Genomic DNA, 13,517 nt, shown 5'->3' with positions numbered 1-13,517 from the left:
GATAATTGAATCCTGAAAAGTTTGCAATATGCAATATAATGGGGTCAGCCCCGGACATGGGACAAACCACTGCAGATGTTTCCCCGAGAAACACCGGCCCGTTCGGAAGCGGCCTGCGGTCGATCCGAGAAACCATGCGCGGGACCCGTTTTCGAAGATCGAAGATCTGACCCCACCAGCGGCCCGTACTTTTGACTTATGCCATTAACGAAAATATCATCATGCTTGGACTCTACGCTTCTCTAGAGGAAGGGAGGGGAAGATGCCCGTAATGGAAACCGAGGTCCTCATCATCGGCGCGGGGGTGCTCGGCGCCGCCACCGCACGTGAGCTCTCCAGGTACAAGGTGGATGTCACGTTGGTGGAGAAGAACGTCGACGTGGGCTGGGGGATCACCAAGGCCAACGTCGGCGTGGTCTGCCAGGGAAGGGACACCCTGGAGTTCCGGCCCGAGTATCACCGCACCAGGCTTCTGTGGCGGGCGCTTCCCCTCATGGAGCCGCTGTGCAGGGAGCTCGACGTGCCCTTCAAGAAGGTGGGCGCGTACCTCATGATCCGGGACATGACCAAGAAAGAGAAGCTGGATAAACTGGCCCGGCGCACCGAGAGCCTGGGCCTGGGCTCCGACACCTACTATCCCTATCCGGAGTTGAAGGAGAGGGAACCCCATATATCCCCCGAGATAAAGGGCGGTCTCTACGACCATGCCATAGCCGTGGTCCATCCCGTCTACCTCACCCAGGCGCTGGTGGAAAACGCCGTAGCCAACGGGGTCCGGCTGATGCTGGAGACGGAGGTGGAGGACATAGAGGCCGGCCATACCGAGTTCAGGGTGCGCACGAACCGGGGCGAGATCAAGGCGCGTTACGTCATCAACGCGGCGGGGGAATGGGTGGACAGGATCGCGGCCATGGTCAACGCGGACGACTTCGTCCTCTTCCCCATCAAGGGCTACGTGGGCGTGCTCGACCGCAACTGCTCCGAACTGGCCGGGAGCCTGCTGGCGGTGCTGCCCGAGGAGCCGGGGGATATGAACATCGTGGTGCCCACCGTGGAGGGAAACCTTCTCTTCGGCATCCAGCTGCAGATCAATCGGCGCCACGACCGCTCCACCACCGCGCTCATGGCGCGCCGGGCTATCGAAAACGCGCGCAAGATCATCCCCGAGATCTCGGAGAAGGATGTCATCAACTCCTTCTGCGGCTACCTCATGTTCCGGAACTTCGAGATCGGCTGGCACGAGTGCGAGGTGGCCATGTCGGCACGCGTGCCCCGCTTCATCAACATGACCATCGGTTACCCCGGGGTCAGCGCCAGCCCGGGGGCTGCCCTGGAGGTGCTGGATATACTCCGGAAAGACGGCCTCGCGCTGGAACCGAACCCGAAGTTCAACCCCTACCGCAAGGACATCCCCGACTTCAGCATGCTCTCCGAGAAGGAGAGAAAGGCCTTGATAAGGAAGGACCCGCGCTACGGCCACGTGGTCTGCCGCTGCGAGACGGTGACGGAGGGAGAGATCGTGGAGGCCATCAGGCGCGGGGCCACCACCCTGGACGGGGTCAAGTTCAGGGTCCGCCCCGGAACCGGCCGCTGCCAGGGCGGTTTCTGCGGTCCGCGCGTGGCGCGCATACTCGCCCGCGAGCTGGGCATCCCCGAGACCGAGGTGACCAAGGCGGGAGGGGCTTCGCAACAGGTGCCCCTGCGGACCAAGCAGCTTCTGGAGGAAGGAGGCGGAGATGGCTGAGCGGGTCGATGTCGCCGTGATCGGGGCGGGCCCGGCCGGGCTTGCCGCAGCCATCGCCGCCCGCGAGCGCGGCGCGGAGAGAGTCCTGATCGTCGAGAGGGCCGAGCAGCTGGGCGGCCTGCTCCCGCAGTGCATCCATAACGGCTTCGGGCTGCTCTACTTCGGACGGGACATGACCGGGCCGGAGTACGAGAAGGCGTTCATCGGAAGGGCGCAATCGCTGGGCGTGGAGGCGCGGCTCGAGACCATGGTCATCGACTTGGACGCGGAGCGGGGCATCACCGCCGTGAGCCGCCGGCACGGCTACATGAAGTTCAAGCCCGGCGCCGTGGTCCTGGCCATGGGCTGCCGCGAGCGTGCGCGCGGCGCCCTCGGAATACCCGGCACCAGGCCGGCCGGTGTGATGACGGCGGGCACGTGCCAGCGCTTCGTGAACGTAGAGGGATACATGCCGGGATCGCGCTACGTCATCCTGGGCTCCGGCGATATTGGCATGATCATGGCACGCCGTCTCACCCTGGAGGGAGCGAAGGTCGAGGCGGTGGTGGAGATCATGCCCTGGCCGGGCGGGCTCATCCGCAACGAAGTGCAGTGCCTGCACGACTTCGGGATTCCCCTCCTGCTCGAACACACCGTCACCTTCATCCACGGCGAGGAGAGGGTGGAGGGGGTAACGGTGTCGAGGGTGGACGCGGAGCGCCGCCCCATAGCGGGCACGGAAAAGCTCTTCCCCTGCGACTGTCTGCTCATCTCCGCCGGGCTCATCCCCGAGAACGAGCTCTCGCGCAAGGCGGGAGTGGAACTGGACCCGGCGACCGGGGGTCCGGTGGTGGACCAGAACCGGCAGACAGTTGTGCCGGGCATCTTCGCCGGTGGCAACGTGGTCCAGGTCCACGACCTCGTTGACTGGGTGAGCTGGGAGGCAGAAGCGGCGGGACGCTCCGCCGCGGCCTACGCCGATAAGGGCAGGCTCAAGGCCGCCACGGGGGTCAGGGTGGTCCCGGGTAAGAACATCAAGTACGTGGTCCCCCAGTACGTCTCGGGCAAGGACGACGTGACCCTGCACATGCGGGTGGAGCGGCCCGGCCTCAAGGCCACGGTCAAGGTGGGCGGCGTCCTGTGGAAGAGGTATCGCACCGTGCGTCCCAGCGAGATGATCATCCTGGAGGTGAAGGGGCAGGCGATGAAAGAAGCGGGGATCAAGGGAGAACTGGTGGTGGACTGCGAGCTGAGGGGAGGCGATTGAAATGTCCCCCCGCGAGACGGTCATCTGCATCGGTTGCCCGCTGGGATGCCGCGTCACGGCGGTGATCGACCGCGGAGGCATGGTGACCGCCCTGAAGGGCGCGGAGTGCAAGCAGGGGCAGAAGTACGTCCTGGAGGAGCTGCGCAACCCCGTGCGCACCCTCACCGCCACCGTGCGTACCGAGGACGAGGCCTGTCCCCTGCTGCCGGTGCGGACCTCCCGCCCCGTCCTCAAGGTGCTCATGAAGCCCATCATGCGCGAGACGGCGAAGGTCAAGGTGGTGGCGCCCGTGAAGGCGGGGGACGTCATCCTGAAGAACGTGCTCAAATCCAAGGCCGACCTGGTAGCCACCGCGGACTGGCCGGCGCGTGTGGGAGAGGAGGGATAACCATGGCCAACGGCAACGAGATAGACGTGGTCACCCTCTACCTGGCGCGCAAAGGCCTGCAGGCGGCGGAGCGCATGGCCGAGGACCTCATCGGCTGGCCCTGCAGCATCGTGGTGGTGGACAAGGCGGGTGCGGTGATCGCGGCGCACCGCATGGAAGGAGCCCCGCCGGCCACCTTCGACATCGGGGTGGAGAAGGCCTGGACCGCGGCCACCTTCCTCGCCCCCACCCTCATGCTGGGCCGCATGACCGACCCCCGCACCGCGGTCATGCCCCTGGACCAGCTCCCCCTCGGGCACCACGGCATGGGGCTGCAGTTCAAGCACAAGGGGAGGCTGACCACCATCATGGGCGGTATCCCCATCCGCGACAAGGAAATGGCCGTCATCGGGGGCGTAGGCACCAGCGGCACCCCATCCGCCCAGGACGACAACACCGTGAGCCAGCGCTGCTGGTCGGCCATGTACGATGCCGAGGACCCGCCGCTCGAGAGTCGGCTGGATAAATATGTAAAATTGGTGGAGGCGGCCATGGCCAGGGCGGAGGAGATGGGGCTGGCGGTGAGCGTCTGCCTGAGCGATGCCGAGGGCTGGCCGCGGGTGCTCTACCGCATGGACGGCGCCCCCTATCCCACCGCCGAGCTCGCCCGCGACAAGGCCTGGACGGCCGCCGCCTTCCGCGCGCCCAGCTCCGAGGTGACGCGCTACGGCGTGCGGGACCTTCCCGGACTGGGCATACCCACCGCCGGCTGGAACGAGCGCCTCTGCCCCGTGCCGGGCGGCCTGCCCATCTTCGACGCGGAGGGCGCGCTCACGGGCGCGATCGGGGTGGCGGGAGGGACGCCGTCCCAGGACGTCCGTATCGCCAGGGCAGCCGCCGTCTCCGCCTGAATGAACAGGGTCGCCGTTAAGGTAAGAGAATGGAGGTGGGGTATTGAAGATCATCGACTGCCTGTGCAACCTGCCGACCAAGGAGGCCGTTATAGACCAGATAACCGGCCTCCCTCCTCAGATGTCCGAGTACCTCCGCAGGATCTACGGGCCGCGCGTCGCCCCCATGCTGGGCTTGGAGGCCGAGGAACTGGCGCGGGCCAAGGAGGAGATGAGCGAGGAGGAGCTCTACCGTTTCCTGGAACCGCGGGTGGAGCCGCTGGCGCAGACGGAAGAGCAGTTCATCGCCATGCTCGACTCCTGGGGGGTGGAGGTGGCGGTGCTCTACAACATGGACGAGGAGACGGTGGCCGGAGTAAAAGGCCTCTCCAACGATTACTTCGCCGAGGTGGTGAGCCGCCACCCGAATCGCCTGCGCTGCTTCGCGGGCATCGATCCTCACAAGGGCATGGACGCGGTGCGCGAGGTGGAGCGCTGCGTGAAGGAGCTGGGCCTCACCGGCGTGGCCATGCGCCCCTTCATGCAGGGGATCCCCGCCGATCACCGCAAGTTTTATCCCATCTACGCCAAGTGCGTGGAGCTCGGGGTGCCGGTGTGGCTGCACCAGTCGGTGAGCTTCGCCAGCCTGCCCATGTTCGTCGAGCACCCCTCGCACCTCGACCAGGTAGCGCTGGATTTCCCGGAGCTCAAGATCATCGCGGGGCATGGCGGCTGGCCCTGGACGGCGGAACTGGTGGCGGTGGCCTGGCGCCATCCCAACGTGTACGTCGATTTCGCCTCCATGCGCCCGCGCTACGTGGGGAGGCACAACACCGGCTGGGAGCCCCTGGTGGAATATGGCAACACCATACTGTCGGACCGCGTGATCTTCGGTTCCACTTGGCTCTTCATGGGCATGAGCGTCCCGGAACTGGTGGAGGAGATAAGGCAGATGCCGCTTCGCGAGGGCGTCCTGGAGAAGTGGCTCTATCACAACGCCGCCAACCTCCTCGGATTATAGATAACATAACGACAGAATGCATCGCGAAAGCGACTGGGCCGACCGCAGGGAGGCACAGCGGTGCCAGTCGCCTGGACGGAGCGAGTACGCGAAGGTCGGAGCGAACGAGAGGCGAGCGCAGCGAGGTCCAGGCCTGGCACGCATGCGTGCGCGCGAGACGCAAACGCGGGGAGAGAAGCGCAGCGCGAAAGCGACTGGGCCGACCGCAGGGAGGCACAGCGGTGCCAGTCGCCTGGACGGAGCGAGTTGCGGAAACCGAAGGGAGCGAAGGATGAGCGCAGCGAGGTCCAGGCCTGGCACGCATGCGTGCGCGCGAGACACAAACGCGGGGAGAGAAGCGCAGCGCGAAAGCGACTGGGCCGACCGCAGGGAGGCACAGCGGTGCCAGTCGCCTGGACGGAGCGAGTACGCGAAGGTCGGAGCGAACGAGAGGCGAGCGCAGCGAGGTCCAGGCCTGGCACGCATGCGTGCGCGCGAGACGCAAACGCGGGGAGAGAAGCGCAGCGCGAAAGCGACTGGGCCGACCGCAGGGAGGCACAGCGGTGCCAGTCGCCTGGACGGAGCGAGTCGCGGAAACCGAAGGGAGCGAAGGATGAGCGCAGAAAGGACAGGGCCTGAAACGAATACGAAACGGCAAAGCGGGGAAGGAGGTCCACATGCCTGAAAAATTCATGCAGGAGGACAAGCGCATGACCGCCAGGGAGGCGGTGGAGCGCTTCGTGAGCGACGGCGATTCCCTGGTCATCGCCAACTGCCTTTACGGCACACCATATGCCCTTATCCACGAGATCATCCGCCAGGGCAGGAAGAACCTCACGGTCTTCCAACAGGGGGGCATCGACGAGATCGACCAGCTCATCTTGGGAAAGTGCGTGAGCAGCCTCATCATGGCCTACAATTTCCGCGTCGCCGGCGAGAGGATAGAGACGGTGCTCGAGAGAGCCCTCCGCCGGGGCGAGGTGGAGGTGGAGGATTATTCCAACTATACCCTGCTCGCCATGTTGCAGGCGGGGGCTATGGGCTATCCCTTCTTGCCGGTGATGTCCGGCATCAGGGAGACGGACGTCTACCGCAAGGAGACCATCTGCGCGGGGCAGAAGTTCGGAGAGGTCGAATGCCCCTTCACCGGCGAGAAGGTGGTGGTGGTCAAGGGACGCAACCCCGACGTCGCCGTCCTGCACGTCCAGCGCGCCGACAAGGCGGGCAACGCCCAGCTGTGGGGGGCGTTGATCAACTCCAAGTGGGCCTGCCTGGCGTCGAGCCGCGTCATCGTCTCCTGCGAGCAGATCGTGGACAGGGATACCATCATGCGATCCCCCCATCTCACCATCGTGCCGTCGTTCCGCGTCTGCGCGGTGGTGGAGGAGCCCTGGGGAGCCCACCCCTCGGAGCTACTCGGTTTCTACGACTACGACATGATCTTCCGCAGCCTCCTCTTCATGCAGACCATGAGCGAGGAGGGCGGGAAGGCGTGGATGGATGAATGGGTTTACGGCGTCGCGGACCGGCGGGAGTATCTGCAGCACTACGCTGACCGCTTCGGCCTCAAGTACCTGCAGGAGTTGCGGGCGAAGCCCTACCCGAGCATCCCCGCCGATTACGGGGCCTCGGGAAGGCGCGCCTGGGACGAGAACGAGGTCAGCTTCAACTTCCAGCTCACGCGAGACGAGTTCCTCCGTGCCCTGGAGGAGAAAGGGGGGTTCGTCAATGGCTGAGGTGAGATACACCGAGGCGGAGATCATCGTGGCCAACGCCGCGAGGGAGATAGAGGACGGCGACATCGTGGTCATCGGCCAGGGCATCCCTATGGCGGCGGGGGTGCTGGCAAAGGCCACCCACGCCCCCAACTGCGTCATCCTCACCGAGGCGGGGCTGGTGGGCATCGAGCCCTTCCGCAATCCCCTGCATATCGCGGATCCCACCTGCACCCGGGGCTACACCTACTCGTGCGACATGATCGACGTCTTCTCCACCATCGTCAACCGCGGGCTGGTGGACGTGACCTTCCTGGGGGTGGGGCAGATCGACCGCTACGGCAACATGAACTCCACCGTTTTCGGGGACTACCATGACTTTCGCATGCGTATGATGGGAGCGGGCGGGGCGCCTGAGTTCTTCGGCTACGCGCGCAAGGCGGTGCTCACCATGCGCGGGGGAAAGTTCGTCGAGAAGGTCGATTACGTCTCGTCCCCAGGTTACCTCGATGGATACGACGCGCGGGAGAAAGCGGGCTTCCCGCCCGGCAGCGGGCCCAAGGTCGTTTACGCCACCAAGGGGGTGTTCCGTTTCCACGAGGAGAGCAAAGAGATATACCTCGCGGGGGTCTTCCCGGGACACACCGTGGAGGAGATAAAAGCGGAGGTGCCCTGGGACCTCATGGTGGCGGATGAGCTCGCGGAGCTGCCCCCGCCCACGCGCGAGGAGGTGGAGCTCATCCGGGAGTTCGCTCCGGAGATCGCCGCCGGGCGCAGGCTGCAGCTGGAGCTCTCCATCCCGCGCATCCTGAACATCCTTGCCTCGCGAACTTCGTGAGGTCGCGTCGCCGGGGATTGTGGCCTTCCCCACGGCGGTTGAACGATGCGGACCGCCGCACTCCGCCGGCGCGGCGCGGTCTATCCCTCAAGATCCCGGTCCGGCGTAGTCGCGCAGGGTGAACTCGAAGCAGGCTCCCCCGTCGTTGTAGGCGCGGATGGTGCCCCCGTAGAGGGTGACCAGGCGGTGCACGATGGAGAGGCCCAGCCCGGTACCCCCGTCCCCTCCGCTGTGGAGTGGAAGGAAGATGTCCTCGAGCTCCCCCTCGGGGATGCCGGGTCCGTTGTCTCTCACCGTATAGCGGTGGAGGCTGCCCTCCTCGCGGTAGGCTATACGCAGTTTTGGTCGCGCGTTGTCGTTGTAGGCGATAGAATTGGCGATAAGATTAGAGAATATCTGGTATATGTGCGTGGGGTCCGCCACCACCGTGCCCAGCTCCTCATCCCGCTCCACCCGTACTCCTTTGCTTTCCATCTCCGGCGCCCTTTCCCGCAGCACCCTCTCCACCACCTCGCCCACCCTCACGGGGGATATCCTCTCCGGCACCTGCCCCGCCTTGGCCAGCGCCAGCAGGTCGTCGATGAGCGCCTGCGCCGCCTGCGAACTCTGGCGCATGATCTCCAGTATCTTCCTGGCGTTTTCCGCCGCCCCGCGGTCGTCGCACCCTTCCAGCATTCCCTCCATGCCCGCAACCGCGGAGCGGATGACGGAGACTGGACCGCGGAGGTCGTGGGAGACCACTTCCGCGTAGAGCTCGAGCTCACGGTTGGCCCTGATGATCTCCTCCTCCATGCGCTTGCGTTCGCTGATATCGGTGAGGATGCCCCTCATCCCCACCGGCCTGCCTCCCTTGTCCCTGATGACCGTGGAATATACCATGCAGGAAAAGGTGGATCCGTCCCTTCTGCGCGCCAGGTATTCCCGCATGTCCCCCGATGAGGCCCCTGACAGTATCTTTCTGACGTCACGCTCGGCGCGCGCGCGGTCAGCGGGATCTATGACCTCCAGAACATGAAGGCCGCGCGCTACCTCCTCGTTCGTGTATCCGAACATCTCGAGGCCGGCGCGGTTAACGTAGGTGATATATCCTTCCGCATCGATCTCGAACACAACCTGGGGAAGGTTCTCGGCCAGTATCCGGTATCTTTCCTCCGATTCCCGCAGCGCCTTTTCCGCCCTCTTCAACTCGGTGACGTCGTTGATGAAGCCCTCCACGGCAACGACCTCGCCGCCCCGCCTGACCGGTTGAATACTGAAGATAAGATGCTCCGTTTCGCCATCCCGGGCGAGGCGGCTCATCTCGCCGCTCACGGTCTTCCCGGAGAGAGCTTGTTCCAGGTACCGGTCGTAAGCCTCCGGCTCCTCGCGAGGACGGAGCACCTCGAAGGGCTTGCCCACCACTTCCTCGAGGGTAAGCCCGTGCATGCGTTCCCATACCGGGTTCACGTACTGGCAGAGCCCGTCCCTATCCACGCGGTAGTAGCCGAAGGGGGCGTTCTCGATTATGCCGCGGAAGCGTTCCTCGCTCTCTTTCAGCTCACGGTACAGGAGATCGTAGGGCTCGGTCAGCGAGGTCACCACCACCGCGCGGTAGATGAGGTAGAAGGAGACGATCTTCAGAAAATGCCCGAGCTGGTTGAAGAGCCCGTAAGGGTCCACGTAGAGGGTGAAGGAGAGCTCGGAGGCCACGGTGATCAGGATGGAGGCGGAGAGCATTAAGAAGACCTTTCTTCCCAGTCTCTCCCGGCCGCGGTAGAGGTAGACGAGGGCGCCCAGCAGGATAGCGCAGATGACGTATTCGCTGGCCTTCTTGAAGACGGTCAGGCCGATTCCCTCCACGAAGCAGGCAGGAAATATGTCCCATATGAAGATGGTGAGGTAGATGAGGACCGAGGCGGCGGCGTAGGCGGCGAAGGCCCAGGCGGGCTTGAACCGGCGGCGCAGGAAGAAGGGGGAGACGAGCAGGGAGATACTCTCCAGGTAGCGGGCGGCGATCCAGAGCTGGGTGGGAAGGTTGGTCTGGTATCCCTGGAAGACCCCCATGCCCTTGTAAGCGAGGGTGTGGACGAGGTCGATGCCTCCCACGAAGAGGTAGGCGATCCCCAGGAAGAGCAGATATCCATTAGCTGAAGTCTTCCTGGTGTTCCAGGCGATGATGAAGATGCTCCAGGCGATGAGCACGCTGAACACCTCGGCTATGCCGTGGAAGAGGAGGTAGCTGTAACGTGAGAGCAGGTAGAGGAATCCGAAAACCAGGCAGGCCGCGCCCGTGTAGGCCGTGACTGTAGCCCACGGCGAGAACGCTCCGTCCCGCACCTGTGACCGGATCCGTCCCTCTAGGTCATCGCCCATCCTTCACCACGCCGTCTCTGACCGGAAACAACATACCAGCATCCGGATAAGAATCCATCTCGAGATGCCCATGTAGATGATTTTTCCCTCGCGTCGTTTTTTCACAAATGATAATAACACCTGCAGGCTTCAGCCCTCCATCGCGGTTACGCGGCTTGCGGGACCGCTCGGAACAGAGGGAAGAAGCGTGGGGCAGCCATGCTCGCGTGCCGGCGCGTCCATTCGGGGGCACGGGGAGCCGCACCATTCAAAAAGGCGCGCGCCGGCTTTCGGGTCTGCCGGCGCGCCGCAGTGGTCTCGTGACGTCCTACCCTGTCACCGGAGCCCGCCTTCCCGACAAGCCCCCGGCGGCTTGGTCTATTACGGCTTCGGCAGGGGCTTGCCGTCCACGCAGGACGGGGCTGCCCAGCCCATGATGAAGTAGATGGTGGGGGCGATGTCTCCCACCTCAACCTCCTCGTCCACCGCCGTTCCCGGGCGGTAGGAGGACCAACCGGCGGGGGCCTTGAAGCACAGCGGTATGTGCACGGTCTGCAGCCCCCCGTGGGCGGCGGGGAAGCCGAGCTGCACGTTGTCCGGGACGTTGCCCAGGGTGATGCCCACCGGGTTGATGGCGCTGGCCAGGACCTGTCCGTGGGAGGCCACGTTGTAGTTGTACCTGGGGAACACGAAGAGGTCAGGCCAGAGTTGTCCTTGTTGCCCGTCCGGGTGAGCGGGCCAGTACTCCGCCCAGAATTCAGAGTACAGCTCCCCGGGGCGCACGCGTCCCAGCTCCCCGTAGTCCACGCCTGCCTTGGCCTCGTCCCTGTTGATGACCATGAGGGGCTGCACCGGCCCGAGCTGGGGGTCGTTCACGGTATACCCTTCCAGGATCTCCTCGATGGCTTGCAGCTTGGCGGGGTCGTCGCACCATATCTGGTTGATCTCCGTGCCGCCGCCCTCGTGATAGTCCTCGTTGAGCAGCAGGCCGTGAGCCCTGAGGATGAGGCGCAGGTCCAGGACCTCGTACCCGTTCTTTGCGTCCTTGACGTTCTCCATGCCGTGGTCGGAGAGCAGCACCACGATGCTGTTGTCATACACCCCGCGTTCCTTCAGAGTACGTATGAACTCCGCGAAGAGCTCGTCCACCTCCCGGCAGATGTCCAGGCATTCGTCCCGGCGCATCCAGGGGCTATAGCGGCTCACGTCATCCGTGGCGCCAGGTGTCCCCCGGCCGTCCCATTCCCCGCTTTCCCAGGAGCTCCCCGTGAAGTGGCCGGTGTTGTCCAGGTCGGCGGCGTTGATGTAGCAGACGTCCGGGTCCTCCTCGGCGATGGAGCGCAGGAAGGAGTCCACAAGATAGCGGTCCTCGCAGTGGTTGCCGGGCATGAACCCGATCACCATGTTGATGGGCATGAGGTAGAGCCCCAGGCCCAGCACGAGGTTGAACTGACCCGACAGGGCCGGGATTATGATCTCGCGCATGGTGTCGTTGTACAGGCAGGCGGAGAAGGGCGCCGAGAGGGGGTCCCAGGGATCGTTGTCCGTCCGCGGGTCTCCCGCCGCAAAGTATTTATAGGGGGGAGGGAAGAAGAGGGGGAAGCGCTCGCTGCTACCCACGATGTCCACCCCCCGCTCTCCCTCGATGTCCGCCAGCCAGTTCTTGTTGGACCAGAACCCGGTGAGGGCCTTGCCCCCCGTCTCCTCCTTGGCCACCTCGAAGACCCTTTTCACCGCCTCGCCCTGCGGGCCGTGGCGCATCAGGGCCATGGAGTTGGCGGCGGTGATCACCTCGTCATGCTCGGTGAAGGAAACGAAGTTGCCCCCGACCATGTAGATGCCCGCGGTGCCCGTGTAGGTGCCGGCGAGGGCGTTGGTGTGGTTCATGTCCGTGGCGGAGGGCAGGTAGACGCGCGCGTCACGGTAACGTACACAGTCCGAGAGAAAAGCGCGGACGTTGGGCATGAGCCAGTCCCCGTCGCGGCCCGGCCTCGTGCCGGCGCGGTTTAGGTCGAGGTATTGGGGTTCCATGGAATCGATGGCGAAATAATAGATGTTGGGCACGTCCGTGACCTCCGCGGCCACCTCCACCGTTTCCGCCTCTCCCGAGGTGCTTCTTGCGGTTACCGTCGCCTCCAGCGCATCGCCCGCCGCGGCGCCTGCGGGGGCGACGGCGGTGAGCATCGCCTGCCGCGTCTCTCCGGGAGCGAGGCCCTCCAGCCTGGCGCTGTCCAGGCTTGCATCCCAACCTTCCCCCTGCGCGGAGACCTCCAGGGTGATGTCCGCCGGGGAGGGTGCGAAATTGGTCACATGGAAGATAAAGGTAGTCATCTCCCCCGGCATCACCTGGTGCGCGTGGGGGCGCAGGCCCTCGAGATCGTTGACGCAGAAGAGCATGCCGGGGTTGAGCAACTGCGCCGTCACCTGCGAGGTGGTGGAGGAACGCGTGCCGGGCCCCAGCTCGAAGACCACGCTTCCGGGCCGGTTCTTAGGCAGGGGAGCGGTGGGGACGACCTCGGCGGTGACGTAGGCGGGGGTGGAATAGAGGTAGTTATGGCTCAGCCCACCCAGGGTCACCCGGTCTATCTCCGCTCCCGCGGTGTTGGTGAACCTGACCCTGCAGGGAAAGTCGGCGCGGTAGGAGAGGGAAAAGGTGTCCGTGCCGCCCCCGTGGTTGGTGGCCGCGAGGCACCAGGTGAGCGGGGTGCCGGTATAGGCCTGCAGGAGCGGCTTGCGGTAGCCCTGCCCGGTGAGAGTGTCTCCAGGCGAGTTCTCCAGCACTGGTCGGGAAGTAAGGGAGGTCACCTTCAGCCACAGGCGGTGCTTCTCCGTTCCGCGTGTGGCGGTGACCTTGAAGTAGCCGACCGTTCCTTCCGGGGTGGCGGGTGAACAGGTGACCAGCACCCACGATTTAGCTTTCCCCTCCGGACCGGACGGCCTTACCAGGGCCGGGAAGACGAAGGCGTTGAAGTACGGCGACTCCACCTTGACCGACAGCCAGGTCCAGTCTCCGGTGCCAGAGATGTTGCGGGTCTCCACCGGCATCCAGGTGACCGTCCTGCCCGTGGCCGGGGAGAGGGCCTGCTGGGGGAACATGCTGAAGAGGTCGAAGGTGGCGGGGGTGAAGGTCGGCGGCTGTGCCTGGGCTCGCTCAACCGGCAGCGGCGCCAGCGCGGTTGCCGCCAAGACGGCGATCAGGGTCGCGAAGGTGATATAAAAGGAATGCCTCCTCCGAAATCCGCTGTTACCCGGTGCGCGCATTGGCTCCCTCCTTTACTCCTCTCCGTCTCTTAGCAAGCCGATATACTTCCGTGAGGTGATGCCGGGGGTACGCGAGCATCCCCGTGGGCGGCCCCGGCCAAGGTGACGTCACCAGGCGGGGGGTG

The 13,517-nt window shown here is 64.9% G+C and carries 9 protein-coding genes; 7 read left to right on the top strand and 2 right to left on the bottom strand.

From position 1 onward, the window contains the following. Positions 1-262: 262 nt before the first annotated feature. The 7 genes from H5T74_05045 (at position 263) to H5T74_05015 (ending at position 7,800) form a co-directional block, all read left to right on the top strand. Entirely contained in the window at positions 263-1,744 is a 1,482-nt protein-coding gene (locus H5T74_05045) for an FAD-dependent oxidoreductase (GenBank protein MBC7229744.1), read from the top strand. Continuing rightward, entirely contained in the window at positions 1,737-2,990 is a 1,254-nt protein-coding gene (locus H5T74_05040; GenBank protein MBC7229743.1) for an FAD-dependent oxidoreductase, read from the top strand. Before H5T74_05045 ends, H5T74_05040 begins: the two co-directional genes overlap by 8 nt. A 1-nt stretch (position 2,991) precedes the next feature. Beyond that, positions 2,992-3,378 carry a DUF1667 domain-containing protein gene (locus tag H5T74_05035; protein ID MBC7229742.1) on the top strand — a complete coding sequence of 129 codons (387 nt, stop codon included), beginning with the start codon at positions 2,992-2,994 and terminating at the stop codon, positions 3,376-3,378. A 2-nt stretch (positions 3,379-3,380) separates the two neighbouring features. After that, entirely contained in the window at positions 3,381-4,268 is an 888-nt protein-coding gene (locus tag H5T74_05030) for a heme-binding protein (GenBank protein MBC7229741.1), read from the top strand. A gap of 43 nt (positions 4,269-4,311) precedes the next feature. Further along, the gene (locus tag H5T74_05025; protein ID MBC7229740.1) at positions 4,312-5,268 is read left to right on the top strand and encodes an amidohydrolase; all 957 of its coding nucleotides are present in this window, start codon (positions 4,312-4,314) and stop codon (positions 5,266-5,268) included. Positions 5,269-5,924: 656 nt separating this feature from the next. After that, positions 5,925-6,983, top strand: coding sequence for a CoA transferase subunit A (locus H5T74_05020; GenBank protein ID MBC7229739.1), 1,059 nt, complete (start codon positions 5,925-5,927; stop codon positions 6,981-6,983). Beyond that, positions 6,976-7,800: a hypothetical protein gene (locus tag H5T74_05015; GenBank protein ID MBC7229738.1), complete on the top strand. Its 825-nt coding sequence runs from the start codon at positions 6,976-6,978 to the stop codon at positions 7,798-7,800. The genes H5T74_05020 and H5T74_05015 overlap by 8 nt, the downstream gene beginning before the upstream one ends. A gap of 87 nt (positions 7,801-7,887) precedes the next feature. On the opposite strand, the gene H5T74_05010 is transcribed toward H5T74_05015, so the two are convergent. Together H5T74_05010 and H5T74_05005 are read right to left on the bottom strand one after the other, a co-directional pair. Then, the gene (locus tag H5T74_05010) at positions 7,888-10,116 is read right to left on the bottom strand and encodes a PAS domain S-box protein (protein ID MBC7229737.1); all 2,229 of its coding nucleotides are present in this window, start codon (positions 10,114-10,116) and stop codon (positions 7,888-7,890) included. A 396-nt stretch (positions 10,117-10,512) separates the two neighbouring features. Next, positions 10,513-13,392: an alkaline phosphatase family protein gene (locus H5T74_05005; protein MBC7229736.1), complete on the bottom strand. Its 2,880-nt coding sequence runs from the start codon at positions 13,390-13,392 to the stop codon at positions 10,513-10,515. Positions 13,393-13,517: the final 125 nt, after the last annotated feature.

It is taken from the genome of Actinomycetota bacterium (genome assembly GCA_014360645.1).
Lineage (GTDB): Bacteria > Actinomycetota > Geothermincolia > Geothermincolales > RBG-13-55-18 > Solincola_B.
The sequence above is the reverse complement of the archived record's forward strand: the minus strand, read 5'-3'. Positions and strand labels throughout refer to the sequence as shown.